We start from the raw sequence: 18,086 nt of genomic DNA, 5'->3' as shown, positions 1-18,086 counted from the left end.
CTCGTGACTCGCGGCATCGCCCAGATGGACAAGACCGAGACCCTTGCGTGGCTGAAGCGCATCTCGGGCGACCTCGCGACCGCGACGCTGAACCGGCTCGAGGAGTCACTCCCCTGGTACGCCGAGATGCCTCCCGCACGGCGCTCGGCGGTCGGGCTCGTCGCGCAGGCAGGAATCACCTCGTTCATCACCTGGTACGAAGACCCCACGTCGACGCCGTGGGTCGCGGCCGACATCTTCGCGGCGGCCCCTCGTGAGTTGCTGCGCAGCGTGAGTCTGCAGCAGACGCTGCAGCTCATCCGTGTCACGGTCGAGGTGACCGAGGAGCGCGTTCGCGGGAAGGGCGGGCAGCTCCGCGAGGGCATCCTGCTCTACTCCCGCGACGTCGCATTCGCTGCGGCAGATGTCTACGCCCGCGCGGCCGAGGCCCGCGGGCTGTGGGACGCCCGGCTCGAAGCGCTCGTGGTCGATTCGATCCTGACCGGTGAGACCGACGAAGAACTTCCCAGCCGAATCGCCGCCCTGGGGTGGCACGGTCACGGCGAGGTCGCGGTACTCGTGGGCACGACTCCCTCGCAGCTCGACGTCGACCAGGTGCGTCGCACCGCACGCAAGCTCGGAGTCGATGTGCTCATCGGGGTGCAGGGCTCGCGCCTGGTGCTGGTCGTGGGGCGCGCACAGCTCGCCGGCCGCGTGGACGAGACCACCGTCGAGCTGCCCTTCGAAGAGATCGCCCGCCGACTCGAGCCCGGGTTCGGCGATGGCCACCTCGTTCTCGGACCGACGGTTCCCGCTCTCGTAGAGGCCAGTCAGAGTGCCCGCGCCGCTCTCGCGGGGTTCGCGGTCGCCCGCGCGTGGCGGAATGCGCCGCGCCCCGTCGAAGCCGACGACCTGTTGCCGGAGCGCGCGCTGGCCGGCGATGCCGTCGCGAAACACACGCTCGTGGAGCGCATCTACCGTCCGCTGCACACGCACAGCCCCGACCTGGTGGCGACGCTGTGGAGCTACCTCGACAACGGGCGCTCGCTCGAGGCGACCGCACGCGAGCTCTTCGTGCACCCGAACACCGTGCGGTATCGCCTGAAGCGCGTATCGGAGGTCATCGGGTGGGATGCGACCGGCCCGCGCGAAGCCCTGATCCTGCAGACAGCGCTGATCCTCGGCTCGATCGGCACGGATGCGTCGCGCCGACGCCCGTCTACTCTTCGACGCCACGCGCCCTGATCTGAGTCGACGCGCCGCGTCGCCTATCGAATCTCCACAATGGATCGTGGGATTGTTGATCCGCTTCCGACAGTTGTCGCTCGACGAATATTGACAGGATGGATCAGTGATCATCGCCGTCTTCCCCGGGCAGGGTTCTCAGACCCCCGGGTTCTTGGCCCCCTGGCTCGAACTCACCGGTGTGCGGGAACGCCTCGCGGCGTTCTCGGACGTCTGCGAGATCGACCTGGTCGCCGCAGGTACCGAGTGGGATGCCGATCGCATCCGCGACACCCGTGTCGCCCAGCCCCTGATCGTGGCGGCCAGCCTGATCTCGTGGGAGGCCCTCTCCGCGGTTGCCGATGGGCGACCCGCCGGGTTCGCCGGCCACTCCGTGGGCGAGATCGCCGCGCTCGTCGCCGCGGGTGTTCTCACTGATTCGCAAGGCATGCGCCTGGTGGGCCTCCGAGGCCGAGCGATGGCGGATGCTGCGGCCCTGGCGCGCACCGGAATGAGCGCCATCCTCGGCGGCGACGAAGCGGCCGTGCTTCAGCGCCTGGAAGAGCTCGACCTCACTCCGGCGAACTACAACGGCGCAGGACAGATCGTCGCGGCCGGCACGCTCGAGTCCCTCGGCGAGCTCTCCGCGGCCCCGGTCCCCGGAACCCGCGTCATCCCCCTCGCCGTTGCCGGCGCGTTCCACACCCGCTTCATGCAGCCCGCGGTCGATGCCCTTCGCGAGGCCGCCGACGCGATCACCCCCACCGACCCCGCGACGAAACTGTGGACGAACTCCGACGGAACGACCGTCGCGTCGGGTCGCGCCGCGCTCGACCTGCTGGTCGCGCAGGTGGCCTCCCCCGTCCGGTGGGACCGCACGATGGCGTCCTTCGCCGGCAGCGGCGTGACCGGCCTGATCGAGTTCGCCCCCGCGGGCGCGCTCACCGGCCTCGCCAAGCGAGGATTGCGCGGAACACCCGCCGTGGCCGTGAAGACCCCCGATGACCTGGCCGCTGCGGCGGCCCTCCTGGAAGAAGTTCCCGCGTGAGCGCCGTTCTGCGTCAACTCGAAGGCCCCGCGCACACGCGCATCTACGCGTACGGCGCCGCGCGGGGTGAGCTCATCGTTCCGAACGACGACCTCGTCGGCCCGATCGACTCGAGCGACGAGTGGATCCGCCAGCGCACGGGCATCGTCACGCGGGTGCGCGCCGAGTCGTCGACGACGGCGATCGACCTGGCCGCGATCGCCGGAGCCGAGGCCATCGCGCGCTCGGGTGTCGCTGCATCCGACATCGACGCCGTCATCGTCGCCACGGTCAGCAACCCCAAGCAGACCCCCTCGGTGTCGGCGATCGTTGCAGACCGGGTCGGGGCGAACCCGGCCGCGGCCTACGACGTGAACGCCGCCTGCGCGGGCTTCGCCTACGCGGTCGCTCAGGCCGACGCGCTCATCAGGGGCGGTCTCGCTCATTACGCGCTCGTTGTCGGAGCCGAGAAGCTCAGCGACATCGTCGACCCGACCGACCGGAGCATCTCGTTCCTCCTCGGCGATGGAGCGGGAGCCGCGGTCATCGGCCCCAGCGACACGCCCGGGATCGGCCCCACGGTGTGGGGTTCCGACGGCTCGAAGGCCGACGCCGTGGGCATGAACCACACGCTGACCGAGTTCCGCGACGGCGTGGCGCCGTGGCCGACCCTCCGTCAAGAGGGCCCCACGGTGTTCCGTTGGGCCGTCTGGGAGATGGTGAAGGTCGCGCGGGAGGCTCTCGAGCGCTCCGGGATCGAAGCATCCGATCTCGCCGCCTTCGTGCCCCACCAGGCGAACATGCGCATCATCGACGAATTCGCCAAACAACTGGGGCTTCCCGACACGGTCGTCATCGGCCGCGACATCGAGACGACCGGCAACACGTCTGCGGCATCGATTCCGCTGGCGACGCACCGCCTCCTCGAGGAGCACCCCGAGATCAGCGGCGGTCTCGCACTGCAGATCGGCTTCGGGGCGGGTCTCGTCTTCGGCGCGCAGGTCGTGGTGCTCCCGTAGCCGCGGCGCCCCGAACTCTAGACTGATCAAGGCCCATCGGGCCCACACCCCCAGAACAGGAGACACCATGGCATTCACCAGCGACGAGGTCCTCGCCGGACTCGCAGAGCTCATCACCGACGAAACCGGCATTTCAGCCGACGAGGTGGCTCTCGAGAAGTCGTTCACCGACGACCTCGACATCGACTCCATCTCGATGATGACGATCGTGGTGAACGCCGAAGAGAAGTTCGGCGTCACCATTCCCGACGACGAGGTCAAGAACCTCAAGACCGTCGGCGACGCCGTCACCTACATCACGTCGAACCAGCCGTAACCCCTGCGGTGGGGGCCGCTGCGTCCCGACACAGTTCCTGTGCCCCCACCTCAAACCTCGAGGATCCACATCATGAGCACCACACGCATCGTCGTCACCGGCATCGGTGCCACGTCGCCCATCGGCGGCACGGCACCCGACAGCTGGTCCGCCCTGCTGAGCGGCGCCTCCGGCGCGCGGACCCTCGAGCACGACTGGGTCGAAAAGTATCAACTGCCCGTCACCTTTGCCGCTGAGGCGCTCGTGCGCCCCGAAACGGTACTGGCACGTCCGATCGCGAAGCGCCTCGACCCGTCGTCGCAGCTCGCGATGGTCGCCGCCCTCGAGGCCTGGGCAGATGCAGGCAGCCCCGAGGTGGACCCCGATCGGCTGGGCGTCGATTTCGCCACCGGTATCGGGGGCGTGTGGACCCTGCTCGACGCGTGGGACACCCTGCGCGAAAAGGGGCCGCGGCGCGTGATGCCGATGACGGTCCCGATGCTCATGCCGAATGCTGCCGCGGGTAACCTCTCCCTTCACTTCGGTGCACGCGCCTTCGCTCGCACCGTCGCATCAGCGTGCGCGTCGAGCACCGAGTCGATCATCAACGCCGTCGAGCATCTGCAAGACGGCCTCGCCGATGTGGTCATCGCCGGCGGTACCGAGTCGGCCGTCCACCCCATCACGATCGCCTCGTTCGCATCGATGCAGGCGCTCTCCCGCCGCAACGACTCCCCCGAGACCGCATCGCGGCCCGCCAGCATCGACCGAGACGGCTTCGTCATGGGTGAGGGCGCGGGCGTCCTGATCCTCGAGACCGAAGAGCACGCCAAAGCCCGCGGCGCCAAGATCTACGCCACGGTGGTCGGCGGCGGGGTCACGGCCGATTCGTACCACATCACCGCCAACGATCCCGAGGGCACAGGAGCCGCACGGGCCGTACGCATGGCACTCGACATGGCGGATGCTTCGCCCGACGATGTGACGCACATCAACGCGCACGCCACATCCACCCCTGTCGGAGACCCCAACGAGTACACCGCTCTGCGCACCGTCTTCGGTGAACGCGTCGATGAGATTCCGGTCTCGGCGACGAAGGCATCGACCGGACACCTCCTCGGCGGTACCGGTGCGCTCGAGGCCATCTTCACGATCCTCGCGATCCGCGATCGCCAGGCTCCTCCCACGATCAACCTGACCGAGCAAGACCCCGCGGTTCCCTTCCGGCTGTCGGGTTCGTCGACTCCGCTCGGCGACGGTCCGCAGCTCGCGATCAGCAACTCGTTCGGGTTCGGCGGGCACAACGCCGTCGTCGCCTTCGCGTCCGAGTAACGACCGATCACACGAAGATGCCCCCGGCCGAAGCCGGGGGCATCTGTCGTATCAGGCGGGCGATTCGCTTTCGCGGCACCGGGGATGAACACCGGCCGCCGTTACCGACGCCTCGCTCCGCCTGAGTCCCCTTTCGGGTCGGGGAGCCTCCGCGGCGTCAGCCGACCTTATGCAGCCACACCACGCGCACCTCGTCGGAGGCGTGGCGGAACGGCTCGAGCTCTTCGTCCCAGGCTGCGCCCAGTGCGACCTGGAGCTCGCGCTGCAACTCGAATGCGTCGCTGCCCGCCAGCTCCATGGCATAGCGGACACGATCTTCCCCGATCACGACGTTGCCCGAGGAGTTTGTCTGGGCGTAGTGGATGCCGAGGCCGGGAGTGTGCATCCAGCGACCGCCGTCGCTGCGGGGTGTGGGATCTTCGCTGACTTCGAACCGGAGGTGCTCCCATCCGCGGATGGCGCTCGCCAGCGCGGCACCCGAGCCGACCGGACCCTCCCAGTAGAACTCCGCCCGTCGCGCTCCCGGCTGCACGGGCTGATCGGTCCACTCGAAGTTCACGGCGCGCCCGAGGGCGCGACCGACGGCCCACTCGAGGTGTGGGCACAAAGCTTTCGGCGCTGAGTGGATGTAGATCACTCCGCGCGCAGACGTTGTCGCCATGGTTTCTCCTTCGTCAGGTACGTCTTCCCCTACGACCTGACCGGAACCCGGCATATTCGATTGTGCTTGCCGCCATTATCTCCGGTGCACCGGAGAATAACAAGCGTGTCATTCCCGGGCATGACGATGGCCCCGGCCGAGATCGACCGGGGCCATCGCAGAAGAGGCTCAGGCCTCGCTCATGACCGCCTGCTCGGCCTGGCCGCGAGCCGCGAGAGCGGCGGCGCGGGCGGCAAGACGGCGGGTCTGCTCGGCCTGCCCGGCATCGAGCTGGTCCTGCGGAACCTCGTAGCTCTCGACGAACGGCTTGCCGTTGTACTTCTCGATGTAGGCGTCGAGCTCGGGGCCCGAGGTCCACGACGTGATGAGGCAGTAGCGCGGGTCGTTGCCCGGGTGGGTGGCGGCGTGCCAGAGCCGCTGGGTGTCGACGATCAGCTGCGCGCCCGCCGGCAGCGCGATGCGGTGCTCGATGCTCGGATCGGTGCGGTTCTCACGCAAGACGAAGTAGCTGTCCTTGTCGTCGGTGAGGTTGAAGAACCCGCGGACGACCCATCCGGTGCCGTCGGTGTTGAGACGGTTGTTGTCGTCCTGGTGCAGGTTGTAGAGGCAGTCGGCGTAGGTGTTCGGCTGGAGCTCGATGATGCGGCAGCGGCCGACGTTGGCGCCCGGTTCTTTGGCGCGCTCGGTCAGGGTCGGAGCAAGAGCGGTCTGCGAGTCGATCCAGATGCCGTCTTTGTCGGTGCGGGGGTTCTTACCGCTCCAGAACCCGGCGCACTCGATCTCGCCATCGCGCGAGGCCAGCGGTGCGAAGCGGGTGTCACCCGACGACTTCCAGTCGACGTACTCGATGTCGAGCCATTCCTTGGGGTCGATCTCTTTGTTGTAGCGATCGAGGACCACGTAGCCGGTCTCTTCGAGCGCGGCTGATTTGATGTAACCCATGAGGTGAGTCATGCCTTCCGTAGGGGGCCAGTACGTTTTTCCTGGCCCTGGTAAGGCAAGCCTACATCCGAGCCCCTGAGCATCCCGGGAGCTCGGTTAGACTCGCCAGGGCTCGCGCCGCATTCGGTTCGATGCTCCACCGAACCGAATGGATACCCGTACCGAGCATGGTCAGCGCCACGAACGTCGATGCGACCGCCGTCAACACCGTGGGGTGGCTCTCGTCGCCCGAGACGAGCATCGTCGTCCCGGTGTATCAGCGTCAGTACCGCTGGGACATCGGCGGGTGCGAGCAGCTTCTCGCCGACATCAGAGCCGTGGCCGACTCCGACGATCGGCAGATGCACTTCATCGGGTCGATCCTGTCGGCGGTGAACACCGAAGACCCCTCGGGTGAGCTCGTGCTCATCGACGGACAGCAGCGCATCACGACGCTCATGCTGCTGGCCGCGGCGCTGCATCACACGGTCCGTGCGACCCTGCCCGAGATGGCCGCCGAGGTCGAACGAGTGCTCGTGCGCGCGGCCGATCCATCGCGCACCAAGCTTCGACCGCACCGCGCGTGGGCGGCGGCGTTTCGCGCCGTGGTGCTCGATGCCCATTCCGACGACGACGCCCGCGACACACGTTTCGATGACAACTACTCCTTCTTCCGCAGCCAGGTGAGCCTGGAAGAGGCTCCCCGCATCTGGCGCGGCCTGCAGAAGCTCGAGCACGTGTCGATCACCCTGGGTGCGGGTGCCAACGCGCAGCAGATCTTCGAGAGCTTGAACTCGACCGGAGAGCCGCTCCGCGATCACGAGCTCATCCACAACTACGTTCTGATGGGGCTGTCTCATGACGAGCAGACCGAGATCGAAGACGGCTTCTGGGTGCCCATCGAGCAGAACACCGGCGATGCGATCGCGGCTTTCTGGCGGCACTACCTGGTCATGCGCACCGGCCGCGAAGTCGCGACCGTGGGCGAACGCGGCGTGTACGACGCCTTCCGCGCGGAGTTTCCCCGCCTCGATCTCGCTCAGCTTCGCTCGGACGCCGCGGAGTGGAAGGCGTACTCGGAGATCTACCGCGTGCTCCTCGACCCCGCGCACGAGAGCGACCGCGATATCGCGCGCCAGATCGGCTTCCTCAACACCTTCGGGCGCGGGATGTATCCGTTGGTCATGCGTGCCTACGGCGACTACCTGACGGATGCTGCGCAGAAGCCGCAGCTGGTGCGCACCCTCGAGTACGTGCAGGCCCTCCAACTCCGCCGCACGGTCGTGGGCCTCACCAACGAGCGCCTCGTGGCCCGGCTGTGTCGATCCCGCTCGATCGGACAGGATGAGCTCGAGCGGGCGATCTCGCGCATCACCCCGTCGGACGAACGCGTACGGGTCGGGCTGAAGTACAGCGAACTCCCCCACGCGGCATACGTGCTTCATCGCCTCGCGGGTATCGACGCACCCGCCGGTGCATCCGACCTCGAACTCGAGTGGATCTTTCCGCCGGCCCCGTCGCAGGCCTGGAGCGGCGACGGCTCACGGGAGTGGTCGCAGTACACGGAGGACGAGCAGAACAGCCACCGCGCGCTGGCGAAGACGCTGGGCAACCTGACACTCCTCGAGGAGGGTCTGGCCGAGCGTGCCGCCGACCGGTCGTTCCCCGAGAAGCGCGACACGGTGTACCCGCGCAGCGCCGTGAATCTCTCGACCGAGCTGGCTTCGGTGCCGGCGTGGAACACCGCCGCGATTTCGGCGCGGTCCTCCGCCCTCGGGGAGAGCTTCATCGAAATCTGGGCCAAGCCCCCCGTGGTGGCCATCGACGATGACGGTCTGACCCCGATCCTCGACGCGAAGCGCCGGCGCGGCTGGCCGCGCGGCTGGCAGCGGGAGTGGGACTACGTCGAGTACTGCGGCGAGCACTGGGAGGTCTACGACGTCAAATACCTGTTCAACCGCGTCTTCAAAAGGCTCTGGGCCGACTCCCGCGAATCCGTCGTCGCCTTCAGCGCCCGTCGAGGCGGACCCGTCTACGGCGCGCAGTCGTGGAACGGTCAGTGGGATGCTCTCGACGACGCGCACTTCCTCTACATGGGATGGGACTCCCGGTACATGCTCACCGCGTTGCAGGGCGTGCTCGACGAAGCCGGACTCGCGTCGGAGGTCTTCGTGAAGTACTCCTACACCGGAAACGCGATGCCCTGACGCCTAGTATTGCCGCGTTCGCGGATCTAGCATCGAATCTATGCCGCAAATTCGGATAAGAGACGCCGCTGCGTTCCTCGGCGTGAGTGACGACACCGTGCGGCGGTGGATCGATATCGGTGCCCTGTCGACCGAGAAGGACGACTCCGGCCGCGGCGTGGTCGATTCCCTCGAAGTAGCCCATCTCGCCCGGAAGAACGCCGTTCTGCCCGCCGACCCGTCCGAGATCGGTCGCTCCGCGCGCAACCGACTCGTGGGCGTTGTCACCGAGGTCATCGTCGACAAGGTCATGGCCCAGGTCGAGCTGCAGTGCGGCCCCCATCGGATCGTCTCGCTCATGAGCAGCGAGGCCGTCCGCGAGCTCGCACTCGAACCGGGTTCCGTCGCCGTCGCCGTGATGAAGGCCACCACGGTCCTCATCGAGACGCCCGAGGGCAAGGGGCACGTATGAGCCAGCCCACGAAGCTCGTGACCGCGCTCCTGGCCGTGGCGTTGGCGGTGACGCTGTCTGCGTGTGCCGCCGCGTCTCCCGCAGCCACGGCCGATCGCTCTTCTCCGGCGGCGGTCGATGAACTCGAGGGGTCGATCACGGTCTACGCGGCGGCTTCGCTGACGGCGACGTTCACCGAGCTTGCCGAGGAATTCGAGGCCCAGAACCCCGGCACGGCGGTGGCGTTGACCTTCTCCGGCTCGTCCGACCTGGTGACGCAGATCACCGAGGGCGCCCCGGCCGACGTCTTCGCCTCGGCCGACGAGAAGAACATGGCCAAGCTGATCGACGCAGAGTTGGTCGACGCCGGTGCACCCGTCGCTTTCGCGACCAACACCCTCGAGATCGTCGTGCCGTCGAACAACCCCGCGGGGGTCACGTCGTTCGCCGACCTCGCCGACCCCGCCGTGAAAACGGTCATCTGCGCCCCGCAGGTTCCCTGCGGTGCGGCGGCGGTGACGGTCGAAGAGGCCGCGGGGATCGACATCGCTCCGGTCAGCGAGGAGTCGTCGGTGACCGACGTGCTCGGAAAAGTCACCTCGGGCGAGGCCGACGCCGGCCTCGTGTACGTCACCGACGTGATCACCGCCGGAGACGCGGTCGAGGGGATCGAATTCGCCGGGGCGAGCGAAGCCGTCAACACCTACCCGATCGCCGTGGTCAAGGAGTCGGCCGCGGCCGACGTCGCCTCCGCTTTCGTCGCCTTCGTCACCGGGTCGGTCGGGCAAGGCGTGCTGCAGGCCGCCGGCTTCGGCGCACCCTGAGGTCTGCGATGCCCACCCGACGCCCCAGGGTTCTCTACGCCGGACTCCCCCGCTGGGTCATCGCCATCGCCGCTATCGGAGCCTGCTTCGTCGTGGTGCCCCTGGTGGCGATGGTCACCCGGGTCAATTGGTCGCAGTTCGTACCGTTGGTGACGTCTGCGTCCTCCCTCGACGCGCTCTGGCTGAGCCTGCGCACCTCGGTGACCGCAACGGCCCTGTGCATCGTCGTGGGTGTCCCGATGGCGCTGGTGCTCGCCCGCACGACCTTCTGGGGGCAGAAGATCCTCCGATCGTTGGTGCTTCTCCCCCTTGTGCTCCCCCCGGTGGTGGGCGGCATCGCGCTGCTGTACACCTTCGGCCGCCGAGGGCTGCTCGGACAGAGCCTCGAAGCGCTGGGGGTCACCATCGCTTTCTCGACCGTCGCAGTGGTGCTCGCGCAGACCTTCGTTGCGCTGCCGTTTCTCGTGCTCAGCCTCGAGGGAGCCCTCCGCACCGCGGGCACCCGGTACGAGGCGGTCGGAGCCACCCTGGGCGCCGGCCCCACCGTCGTGTTGCGCCGCATCACGCTCCCCCTCGTGCTGCCCGCGCTGCTCTCGGGGGCGGTGCTGTCGTTCGCTCGAGCCTTGGGCGAGTTCGGCGCGACCCTCACGTTCGCCGGGTCGCTCCAGGGGGTCACGCGCACCCTGCCGCTCGAGATCTATCTGCAGCGCGAGAGCGATCCCGATGCCGCCGTGGCACTTTCCCTCGTGCTCGTGGTCGCGGCCGTCGTCATCGTCGCGATCGCGCACCAGGCGGGCGAAAGCACCGGACTGCGAAAGGTGGCGGTGGCGCCGTGACGTTCCACCTGTCAGCCACGCTCGCCGAGCGCCGGTTCGACGTGACGATCGACGTCGGTGACACCGAGACCGTGGCCATCCTCGGCCCGAACGGCGCCGGAAAATCGACCCTGCTCGCTATCGCCGCGGGTCTCCTCCGCCCCGACAGTGGTCGCGCCACCCTCGACGGCGAGGTGCTGTTCGACATCGGCGAGCAGGGACCGACGAGATGGACGCCCCCTCATCGGCGGGGCGTGTCGCTCCTTGCACAGGACGCCCTGCTGTTCCCCCATCTCAGCGCCGCCGACAACGTGGCCTTCGGGCCTCGCAGCAAGGGCGCCTCCCGCTCCGACGCGCACCGCACGGCCATTGAGTGGTTGGAACGGGTGGATGCTGCCGAGTTGCAGGCGCGAAAGCCCGCACAGCTGTCGGGGGGTCAGGCCCAACGGATCGCCGTGGCGCGCGCTCTCGCATCGAACCCTGCCCTGCTCCTGCTCGACGAACCGCTCGCCGCGCTCGACGTATCGGTCGCTCCCGCGATTCGGCGGGTCCTCAAAGACGTGCTCACCGATCGGATGGCGGTGATCGTCACTCACGACGTGCTCGACGCGTTCACCCTGGCCGACCGAGTCATCGTCGTCGAAGGCGGTCGTATCGTCGACGCGGGACCGACCCGCGACCTCCTCGACCGACCGCGCACGCCGTTCGCCGCCGGGCTCGCGGCACTGAACCTCCTGCGGGGAATCCGCACGCCGACGGGAATCCGAACCACGGAAGGCCAGCACATTCGCGTGGATGTCCCCGGCGAGATTCACATCGGGGCATACGTCGGGGTCTCGATCCGCCCCTCGCTGGTGACCGTGGCGGCCAAGGCACCCGTTGCGGGAAACCCCGATGCAACGACCCTCACGGGCGTGATCACCGACCTCGAACCGCGCGGAGATCTCGTGCGGGTGCGGTCGGCGGTCATGGCCGCAGATCTTCTCCCTCTTCGCGTGGCCGAACTCGACCTCGCCGCCGGGTCTCGCGTGTGGTTCACCTTCCGCGCGGGGGACGCCCTCGCCTATCCGTTGTGAGCGTTGACCAGCCGATATCGGAAGCTGCCGGTGTACCGAAACACCTCACCCATCAGCGGCAGCGAGATGCGGACGTCGACGTGCTGACGACCGGGCTCCGCAGCATCCGCGCGCTCATGCAGATTCCTGAGAGTTACCGGACCGGCAGAAGGAGGGTTCGACGCGCGCTCGTGTGAGGACGGACCCCCGGCTCGCGGACTGCAAAAAAAGCGATACGGCGTGTCTGCTACGTTGGCGTCGAAAGTCGAGGGACTGGGGGGTTCTGATGATGAAGACTGTCCGCACGGTGGCAACCGCGGTGGTAGTACTGGCACTGATGCTGGGGGGAACCGTTTCGCCCGCATCTGCGGCCGTACCACCACCGGCACCGCAACAAGAGAGCTGGAAGTACACCATTGACACCGGTGTCCCCGATACCAATTGCGCCGACGTCCTGTTCGTCGGACTTCGGGGATCCGGCGAGGACATGTGGGCCTACGACGCGTTCGGCCGCATGGTGTGGGATGTGCGAGACGGTCTGAAAAGCACGCTGAACTCGTCGATCAACGTTCGACAAGTAGCGATCCGGTACCCGGCCCCGCCTGTCGAACAGATCGGCCAGGACGTTGCGAACGCGACGAACGTCTACCTGGATGGGATGCTGGACGGCGTTCAAAGGCTCTGGACCGTGATGATGCACTCCGTCAATAACTGTCCGGCTGAACGCATCGTCGTCGCGGGCTACAGTTCAGGTGCCGGCGCAGTTCACCGCGTCTTCAGCGAATTTCCCTACCCCGACAAGGTTTCCTCGATCATCCTCATTGCAGACCCCGCGCGTCACTCCGACTACCGCGCTGCCACTCACAACGGCCTCAGCAAACGAACGAGCGGGCTGCTCCACGTCGCCGATCTAGAGATGGCCCCGATGACGGACGCATACCGACAAAAGACCATCGAGTACTGCAAGTCCTACGACCCCGTCTGCGACCTCGGCAGCCCCAACGAGATGATCTACAACACCGCGGGAATCGCAGCACGAATCGCGAACGACAAGCACATCCACCTGGAATACACGACGGCCAGTATGAACAGCGCCGGGCGAACAGCTGCTGCGCGTCTCAATGGGCTCTTCCCCCCCGACCCGATCGTCCACGGCAGCGGAACACCCGGAACTGACCTCACCGCCAACGTGAGCAACTGGGTCAAGGGTGGCCCGGTCACATACCAGTGGTACCGAGGCGGAACGCCCATCCCCGGCGCCACGGGAAGCACCTACCGAACGTCGTGGGCAGACGCAGCCCGCAACATCGGAGTCACCGTGACTGCACCAGGTTCTCGCTACCTCATCAAGACGAAGGCGAGCAAGCCGACCTACCTGATCACTTTCCCCGCACCCACCATGCAAGGCACTGCCGCCGTTGGCAACACTCTCGTGGGGAAGACCGGCAGTTGGGACCCTGCGCCTAACCAGTACGAGTACGTGTGGTCGTGTGAACGAGATGGCTTCGACTACGAAATCCAGGGCGCCAAGACAAAGACCTACAAGGTCAAGGCCGCGGACGTCGGGTGCCGGATTAGGTTTGGTTGGCGGATCAGCTGGGACATTGGCATGGCGAGTAGCGGGTCCGACTATTCAGCCACGGTGACTTCATGACGCCACGGCACCCATCACACGGGGTCTGCAAGCTCGTCGCTGACCCGCGCTGAACGCCGAAACCCCCTCCCCACCCGAAGGTGAGAAGGGGGCCGCGACTTAGGTTCCGCGAGCGGGTCAGTGCTGGTCTACGACGGCGTGGCCGTCGCCGATGATCGGGGGACGAGCCACGCCCAGATTTGCTCGACGAAGGGCCCGGATACCTCGCGGATGGTCGACGTGCCGACGATTGACGTCGCGATGCCGTAGACCGCGATGATCGCGCACTTGACGATGTACCGGGCGTGCTGCGGGTCCGAGCCTGCCCGGTCCACGGGGCGGGAACGCTTCACGGCTTCCTCCTCTTCGTCGGGCTGAACACGAGGTGAGAACGAAGAGCGCGACGGCCGCGAGACCGACCAACCTCACAGCGCGCGCCGCGAGCATGACACCCACGAAGACCCCCGCGCCGGCCAGAATGCGGCGGTCCATTAATCGATATTCAGCTTCGCCCAGGTCAGGTCACCGACGCGCCGGTCGACCTTCAGGCCGTTGCGACCCTGGAAGTCGGCGAGAGCGTCCGAGGACTTGCGGCCCCAGCCGTTGTCGACCTTCAGGTTGCAGCCCGCACGACGGCGGCGGTGTCGGCGCGGACGAGAGTCACCATCGTCAATCCGGAAGCATCGGTGAGGATTGGCTTCGAGAGCCACACGCCGCCCATCCGCGACCGTAGCTCGAGCACCCCGGTCCAGTCGGACAGGTCGACGAACTCGAACGTGTCACCTCCGTCGATGGACCGTTCCCCCCGGACCCGCCCCCACGATTCGGTGATGCCCCGTCGGATCAGAATGTCGCCGCGGCCCGTGCCCTGTGTGAGAACGCTCATGCGTGATTCCTTTCCGCGACGCACGCGTCGCGTCGAGACGTCCCGAACCGATAACGTCGTCGGTATGGGGAACTGGAGAAACTGGTCGATCTGGAGCAAGTTGCGAGTCACCAGGTGGAAAATCGCAATCGCCGCGCTTCTACTCGTCGTCCTCGTCGCGCTACTGATCTGGCTGAGGGATTCGCCTGTGATTGCGATTGGCGCCGCAATCTTGGCTGCAATTTGCATCATCGCGAAGGAAGCCCTCTCCGCATTCGCCCGGGCCGACGGTCTAGCAGACGGCGGCAAGGCCTTCGAGGATGCCGCTGCCGTTGCGTCGCTCTACGCTGCAGTCTTTGGCGCGCCCGCCGTGGCTACTGCCATCGTCACGATCGTTTCTTAGACGACGAGTAGCCGGCGTAGACGTTCAGATTGGCGATGTTCCCAGGCATCCCGGGGAAGGCCTTCGCGTTGAACGGGTTGATCTGGAAGTGCACCTCGACGCCGCCGCCCGGTATCGGGCTCAGCTCGTGGGTCCGCGAGACGACCAGCACGTTGTTCACGGCGCTATTGCCAGCGTCCTTTAGGCAGGGATGACAGGCGACACGACGTCGCCGATCACGAGCCGGCACTCAGACGTCGCGAGACCGCCGGAAGTGTTGTCGACCATAGCGCCCTCCGCCGATGCCTGGATCACGACGCGGTTCTTCGTTGCATCGTTCGGAACCGTTAGGGCGGAACGCGCGCCACCCGTTCTGCCCTGCGAGCCCGAAGCCGCCCGCCTGCGTCTGAAAAGACGCGACCTGCGGCAGCCGGACGACCAGCTCGCGGAGATCGGTGATCTGCTGCTGCAGCTTCCGCACCACCTGGAACGGCTGCGCGCCGCGGGCGGCCAGCGCCTCGCGAGTCTCCCGCGCGTACCGGCCGCGCTCTCGCCGGTCAGCGCGGATCGGGTCGTTAGTCGGCGTCAGCATCGTTCTCCCTCGGGAAGGCCGACACGGTCTGCCAGCGAGATGTGCCGCGCCGGACTTCGACAACGATCAGCGGCAATAGAAAACCCCCCACCAGGCATTGCCTGACGGAGGGCTGTCGTAGGGCGGGTGGGACTTGAACCCACGATCGTCGGGTTATGAGCCCGCTGCCTTGACCAGCTTGGCCACCGCCCCCTGCGACGAAGAGTTTATCGCCCCACGGTCGTCAGACCGACGGAGTCGTGCCGTGACTGCCCCGGGGAATGTGGAGGTCTTGACTGTCACTGATGACCTGGGGGTGGTAGCGGGTCAGCAGGAACACGCCCACGATCGCGACGGCGCCGGCTGCGGCGAATCCGACCAGCGCCCATCCGGGAGCCGTCGAGGCTTCGCCCAGCACGACGAGCCCGATGACCACCGCCACGATCGGGTCGATGACCGTGAGTCCGGCGATCACGAGGTCGGGGGGTCCGACGGAGTACGAGGTCTGCACGAAGTACGACCCGACGCCCGCGGCGACAAGAAGGCCGACGATGCAGAGAACCGTGAGCCAATCGAAGTCGTCCGACTGGATGCGGCTGATGACGACCTTCGCGAGGGTGGCGACGAAGCCGTACACGACGCCACCGGCCGAGATGTAGAACAAGGCGCGAAGCTGACGGCGTCGCCAGAGCCAGATGCCGCAGAAGATCACCAGCACGACCGCGAGGATCGCGAGGATGATCCACAGCTCGCGCGGCGTGATCTCGTGCTCCGTCGCGAAGAAGGCGGCGATCGTGACGAAGGCGAAGATGCCCGCGAGGCACAGCACGATGGCGAAGAGCGACCGCCGGGTGGGTTTGTGCCCCGAGACATGCGCGTTCAACAGCGTCGTGATGACGAGCGCGATCGCACCGATCGGCTGGACGAGGATCAGCGGCGCCACCGAGAGGGCGCCGAGCTGACAGATGATCGCAAGACCGAGCATCAGGGTGCCGAGCACCCACGACGGCCGGCCCGCGAGTGCGAGAAGCTGTCGGCCGCTCAGGCCCGCACCGCTCTCGCCGGTCGCGTGCTCGACCTTCATCACTCCACGGTGCTGATACTGAGCACCGAACGACATGAACACCGCTCCGGCCAGCGCCAACGGAATGCCGAGCAGGATTCCGGGGTCGCGGAAGATACCGACGAGTTCTTCTGTGACGTCGTTCAACGAGACTTCGGCGCCAATCACCCTCCGACACTAACCGCCGCAGTCGCTCGATAGGCTCAAGGCGTGGCCGTTCTTCCTATCCGCATCATGGGAGACCCCGTTCTCCACTCCCCCGCCGCCCGCGTCGTCGAGATCTCGGATGAGATCCGCACGCTGGTGGCCGACATGTTCGAGACCATGGATGCGGCTCCCGGCGTCGGACTCGCGGCGCCCCAGGTGGGTGTGAGCCTGCGCATCTACACCTACAACTACGCCGGCGACGACGGAACCCCGTGGCGAGGGGTGATCCTGAACCCCGAACTGTGGATGCGCCCCCTCGAACCGGGATTCCCCGACGAGGACGACGAAGCCGAGGGCTGCCTCTCGTTCCCCGGCGAGCGGTTCCCCCTGCGGCGATCGAACGAGGTGCTCGTGACCGGCACCGACCTCGACGGCCAATCGGTCAGCATCCAGGTCGACGGATGGCGAGCACGAATCATGCAGCACGAGTTCGACCACCTCGACGGCATCCTCTACGTCGATCGCCTCGACGACTCCGACTGGAAGACCGCGCAGAAGATCGCGAAGAAGCGAGGATGGAATCGCCCAGACCAGTCGTGGACGCCGGGCGTCGACGATCTGGACGCCTGAGTTCCGAGCACCCCCTCGCACTTGCTAGTATCGAGGGGTTGTCCTGAAACGGGCCGCGTAATCCTCGGTAGCTCAATTGGCAGAGCAATCGACTGTTAATCGATAGGTTCTTGGTTCGAGTCCAAGCCGAGGAGCCAACGAAGAAGCACCTCCCACCGCTGTGGAGAGGTGCTTTTTCATTTCTGCCGGGCGGGACGGCGGGTTCGCTCAGCGAATGACGGCGCGGTGGTCGTTCGCCTCGTCGGGCGTCCACGCCAGGGTCGCCGCATCCGCGCCGTACGCCACGGTATGACCCGCGCGCAGCACCAGCACATCCGATTCGAGTTCGCGCGCCGCATCCGGATCATTGGTCACGATGAACGCCGACATGCCGTAAGCCGTGCGGCGGCGGACGATCGCCGCGCGCACCGCCTCGCGTACCTCGATGTCGAGATTCGCGTAGAGATCGTCGGCGACGAGCACCCGCGGGTCGAGCACGAGCGCCCGCGCCATCGCGACGCGCTGACGCATCCCGGCGCTCAATTCGTACGGATACTTCGGGGCCGCTCCCAGCGGCAGCTGCATCTCGTCGAGCAGGGTGGCGACGCGCACGGCGAGGGCACGCGGATTCACGCGGCGGTCGCGGCTCGTGATCGGTTCGCCGATGACGTCTGACACGGTCATGCGCGCGGGCAGGTCCGAGCCCGCGCCCTGCGGCAGATAGCCCGCGATGTAGGTCAGCGTGCGGAGCGCACGGCCCGGATGCTTCACCGGGATCCCCTCGACGAGGGCCTCTCCGCCGGCGACCGTGAGTCCTGCTCCCCCGCGTCCGGCCAGCATGGCGGCGAGGCTGGATTTGCCGGCCCCGGTCGGGCCCATCACGGTCAATGTCGCGCCGTGCGCGAGAGTGAACGACACCCCGTCGAGCACGCGCACATCGCCGCGGGCCAGCGACAGATCGTTCGCTCGGATCGCGACGTCGGGGTTCTTGGCGCGGGGCATGCGTTTCATCCTGCCCCGCCGCGGC

Annotated in this window: 22 protein-coding genes and 2 tRNA genes; 14 read left to right on the top strand and 10 right to left on the bottom strand. The window is 67.1% G+C overall.

The features are described from left to right. Positions 1-24 precede the first annotated feature (24 nt). From ACFXQA_RS09945 to ACFXQA_RS09925, 5 genes are all read left to right on the top strand, one after another. Positions 25-1,224, top strand: a complete 1,200-nt coding sequence (locus ACFXQA_RS09945; RefSeq protein WP_394520223.1) for a PucR family transcriptional regulator — start codon at positions 25-27, stop codon at positions 1,222-1,224. A gap of 106 nt (positions 1,225-1,330) precedes the next feature. Continuing rightward, positions 1,331-2,251: an ACP S-malonyltransferase gene (locus ACFXQA_RS09940; protein ID WP_394519662.1), complete on the top strand. Its 921-nt coding sequence runs from the start codon at positions 1,331-1,333 to the stop codon at positions 2,249-2,251. Then, positions 2,248-3,249 (top strand): beta-ketoacyl-ACP synthase III, encoded by a 1,002-nt coding sequence (locus tag ACFXQA_RS09935; protein WP_394519661.1) that lies wholly within the window; start codon positions 2,248-2,250, stop codon positions 3,247-3,249. The genes ACFXQA_RS09940 and ACFXQA_RS09935 overlap by 4 nt, the downstream gene beginning before the upstream one ends. A 67-nt stretch (positions 3,250-3,316) precedes the next feature. Beyond that, positions 3,317-3,565 (top strand): acyl carrier protein, encoded by a 249-nt coding sequence (locus tag ACFXQA_RS09930; RefSeq protein ID WP_394519660.1) that lies wholly within the window; start codon positions 3,317-3,319, stop codon positions 3,563-3,565. A gap of 72 nt (positions 3,566-3,637) precedes the next feature. Continuing rightward, the gene (locus ACFXQA_RS09925; protein WP_394519659.1) at positions 3,638-4,876 is read left to right on the top strand and encodes a beta-ketoacyl-[acyl-carrier-protein] synthase family protein; all 1,239 of its coding nucleotides are present in this window, start codon (positions 3,638-3,640) and stop codon (positions 4,874-4,876) included. Positions 4,877-5,033: 157 nt separating this feature from the next. On the opposite strand, the gene ACFXQA_RS09920 is transcribed toward ACFXQA_RS09925, so the two are convergent. Both ACFXQA_RS09920 and ACFXQA_RS09915 read right to left on the bottom strand, forming a co-directional pair. After that, positions 5,034-5,537: a DUF3145 domain-containing protein gene (locus tag ACFXQA_RS09920; protein WP_394519658.1), complete on the bottom strand. Its 504-nt coding sequence runs from the start codon at positions 5,535-5,537 to the stop codon at positions 5,034-5,036. Positions 5,538-5,705: 168 nt separating this feature from the next. After that, on the bottom strand, positions 5,706-6,479 hold the full coding sequence (locus tag ACFXQA_RS09915; RefSeq protein WP_394519657.1) for a hypothetical protein: 774 nt from the start codon (positions 6,477-6,479) through the stop codon (positions 5,706-5,708). A gap of 167 nt (positions 6,480-6,646) precedes the next feature. Here ACFXQA_RS09915 and ACFXQA_RS09910 point away from each other — a divergent pair, with 167 nt between their 5' ends. The 6 genes from ACFXQA_RS09910 to ACFXQA_RS09885 all read left to right on the top strand — a co-directional run bounded on the left by ACFXQA_RS09910 (position 6,647) and on the right by ACFXQA_RS09885 (position 13,443). Next, complete coding sequence (locus tag ACFXQA_RS09910) at positions 6,647-8,665, top strand: DUF262 domain-containing protein (protein ID WP_394519656.1); 2,019 nt, start codon at positions 6,647-6,649, stop codon at positions 8,663-8,665. Positions 8,666-8,705: 40 nt separating this feature from the next. Beyond that, on the top strand, positions 8,706-9,116 hold the full coding sequence (locus ACFXQA_RS09905) for a TOBE domain-containing protein (protein WP_394519655.1): 411 nt from the start codon (positions 8,706-8,708) through the stop codon (positions 9,114-9,116). Continuing rightward, entirely contained in the window at positions 9,113-9,919 is an 807-nt protein-coding gene (modA, locus tag ACFXQA_RS09900; protein ID WP_394519654.1) for a molybdate ABC transporter substrate-binding protein, read from the top strand. The genes ACFXQA_RS09905 and modA overlap by 4 nt, the downstream gene beginning before the upstream one ends. Before the next feature lie 8 nt (positions 9,920-9,927). Beyond that, positions 9,928-10,755, top strand: a complete 828-nt coding sequence (locus tag ACFXQA_RS09895) for an ABC transporter permease (protein WP_394519653.1) — start codon at positions 9,928-9,930, stop codon at positions 10,753-10,755. Continuing rightward, entirely contained in the window at positions 10,752-11,810 is a 1,059-nt protein-coding gene (locus ACFXQA_RS09890; RefSeq protein ID WP_394519652.1) for a sulfate/molybdate ABC transporter ATP-binding protein, read from the top strand. Before ACFXQA_RS09895 ends, ACFXQA_RS09890 begins: the two co-directional genes overlap by 4 nt. A gap of 265 nt (positions 11,811-12,075) precedes the next feature. Beyond that, on the top strand, positions 12,076-13,443 hold the full coding sequence (locus ACFXQA_RS09885) for a cutinase family protein (protein WP_394519651.1): 1,368 nt from the start codon (positions 12,076-12,078) through the stop codon (positions 13,441-13,443). A 128-nt stretch (positions 13,444-13,571) separates the two neighbouring features. On the opposite strand, the gene ACFXQA_RS09880 is transcribed toward ACFXQA_RS09885, so the two are convergent. From ACFXQA_RS09880 to ACFXQA_RS09870, 3 genes are all read right to left on the bottom strand, one after another. Then, positions 13,572-13,775: a hypothetical protein gene (locus tag ACFXQA_RS09880; RefSeq protein ID WP_394519650.1), complete on the bottom strand. Its 204-nt coding sequence runs from the start codon at positions 13,773-13,775 to the stop codon at positions 13,572-13,574. Between the two features lie 138 nt (positions 13,776-13,913). Further along, a complete protein-coding gene (locus ACFXQA_RS09875) occupies positions 13,914-14,132 on the bottom strand; it encodes a peptidoglycan-binding domain-containing protein (protein WP_394519649.1) in 219 nt (72 codons plus the stop codon). Beyond that, entirely contained in the window at positions 14,036-14,308 is a 273-nt protein-coding gene (locus tag ACFXQA_RS09870; protein ID WP_394520234.1) for a hypothetical protein, read from the bottom strand. Before ACFXQA_RS09870 ends, ACFXQA_RS09875 begins: the two co-directional genes overlap by 97 nt. A 64-nt stretch (positions 14,309-14,372) precedes the next feature. Here ACFXQA_RS09870 and ACFXQA_RS09865 point away from each other — a divergent pair, with 64 nt between their 5' ends. Further along, positions 14,373-14,690 carry a hypothetical protein gene (locus ACFXQA_RS09865; RefSeq protein ID WP_394519648.1) on the top strand — a complete coding sequence of 106 codons (318 nt, stop codon included), beginning with the start codon at positions 14,373-14,375 and terminating at the stop codon, positions 14,688-14,690. Here ACFXQA_RS09865 and ACFXQA_RS09860 read toward each other — a convergent pair. From ACFXQA_RS09860 to ACFXQA_RS09845, 4 genes are all read right to left on the bottom strand, one after another. Continuing rightward, positions 14,674-14,850, bottom strand: coding sequence for a hypothetical protein (locus ACFXQA_RS09860; RefSeq protein WP_394519647.1), 177 nt, complete (start codon positions 14,848-14,850; stop codon positions 14,674-14,676). The genes ACFXQA_RS09865 and ACFXQA_RS09860 overlap by 17 nt on opposite strands. 69 nt (positions 14,851-14,919) lie before the next feature. Continuing rightward, positions 14,920-15,261 (bottom strand): hypothetical protein, encoded by a 342-nt coding sequence (locus tag ACFXQA_RS09855; protein WP_394519646.1) that lies wholly within the window; start codon positions 15,259-15,261, stop codon positions 14,920-14,922. Between the two features lie 118 nt (positions 15,262-15,379). Next, positions 15,380-15,453, bottom strand: a tRNA-Ile gene (locus tag ACFXQA_RS09850). Positions 15,454-15,484: 31 nt separating this feature from the next. Beyond that, positions 15,485-16,471 (bottom strand): DMT family transporter, encoded by a 987-nt coding sequence (locus ACFXQA_RS09845; RefSeq protein ID WP_394519645.1) that lies wholly within the window; start codon positions 16,469-16,471, stop codon positions 15,485-15,487. 42 nt (positions 16,472-16,513) lie between these two features. Here ACFXQA_RS09845 and def point away from each other — a divergent pair, with 42 nt between their 5' ends. Then, positions 16,514-17,080, top strand: a complete 567-nt coding sequence (gene def, locus ACFXQA_RS09840) for a peptide deformylase (protein WP_394519644.1) — start codon at positions 16,514-16,516, stop codon at positions 17,078-17,080. A 61-nt stretch (positions 17,081-17,141) separates the two neighbouring features. Further along, positions 17,142-17,217 (top strand) — tRNA-Asn (locus tag ACFXQA_RS09835). A 70-nt stretch (positions 17,218-17,287) separates the two neighbouring features. Here ACFXQA_RS09835 and ACFXQA_RS09830 read toward each other — a convergent pair. Continuing rightward, positions 17,288-18,061 carry an ATP-binding cassette domain-containing protein gene (locus ACFXQA_RS09830; RefSeq protein WP_394519643.1) on the bottom strand — a complete coding sequence of 258 codons (774 nt, stop codon included), beginning with the start codon at positions 18,059-18,061 and terminating at the stop codon, positions 17,288-17,290. Positions 18,062-18,086 lie beyond the last annotated feature (25 nt).

This window comes from Microbacterium shimangi, assembly GCF_043556445.1.
Taxonomy (GTDB): domain Bacteria; phylum Actinomycetota; class Actinomycetes; order Actinomycetales; family Microbacteriaceae; genus Microbacterium.
This window is presented reverse-complemented; position numbering and strand designations above follow the sequence as displayed.

What these genes read in the sequence shown, in the direction of transcription:
- ACFXQA_RS09830 (WP_394519643.1), bottom strand. Translation starts at nt 18,061, where the DNA reads ATGCCCCGCGCCAAGAACCCCGACGTCGCGATCCGAGCGAACGATCTG.
- ACFXQA_RS09915 (WP_394519657.1), bottom strand. Translation starts at nt 6,479, where the DNA reads ATGGGTTACATCAAATCAGCCGCGCTCGAAGAGACCGGCTACGTGGTC.
- ACFXQA_RS09920 (WP_394519658.1), bottom strand. Translation starts at nt 5,537, where the DNA reads ATGGCGACAACGTCTGCGCGCGGAGTGATCTACATCCACTCAGCGCCG.
- ACFXQA_RS09930 (WP_394519660.1), top strand. Translation starts at nt 3,317, where the DNA reads ATGGCATTCACCAGCGACGAGGTCCTCGCCGGACTCGCAGAGCTCATC.
- ACFXQA_RS09905 (WP_394519655.1), top strand. Translation starts at nt 8,706, where the DNA reads ATGCCGCAAATTCGGATAAGAGACGCCGCTGCGTTCCTCGGCGTGAGT.
- ACFXQA_RS09870 (WP_394520234.1), bottom strand. Translation starts at nt 14,308, where the DNA reads ATGAGCGTTCTCACACAGGGCACGGGCCGCGGCGACATTCTGATCCGA.
- ACFXQA_RS09885 (WP_394519651.1), top strand. Translation starts at nt 12,076, where the DNA reads ATGATGAAGACTGTCCGCACGGTGGCAACCGCGGTGGTAGTACTGGCA.
- ACFXQA_RS09855 (WP_394519646.1), bottom strand. Translation starts at nt 15,261, where the DNA reads ATGCTGACGCCGACTAACGACCCGATCCGCGCTGACCGGCGAGAGCGC.
- ACFXQA_RS09910 (WP_394519656.1), top strand. Translation starts at nt 6,647, where the DNA reads ATGGTCAGCGCCACGAACGTCGATGCGACCGCCGTCAACACCGTGGGG.
- ACFXQA_RS09865 (WP_394519648.1), top strand. Translation starts at nt 14,373, where the DNA reads ATGGGGAACTGGAGAAACTGGTCGATCTGGAGCAAGTTGCGAGTCACC.
- modA (WP_394519654.1), top strand. Translation starts at nt 9,113, where the DNA reads ATGAGCCAGCCCACGAAGCTCGTGACCGCGCTCCTGGCCGTGGCGTTG.
- ACFXQA_RS09945 (WP_394520223.1), top strand. Translation starts at nt 25, where the DNA reads ATGGACAAGACCGAGACCCTTGCGTGGCTGAAGCGCATCTCGGGCGAC.
- ACFXQA_RS09895 (WP_394519653.1), top strand. Translation starts at nt 9,928, where the DNA reads ATGCCCACCCGACGCCCCAGGGTTCTCTACGCCGGACTCCCCCGCTGG.
- ACFXQA_RS09925 (WP_394519659.1), top strand. Translation starts at nt 3,638, where the DNA reads ATGAGCACCACACGCATCGTCGTCACCGGCATCGGTGCCACGTCGCCC.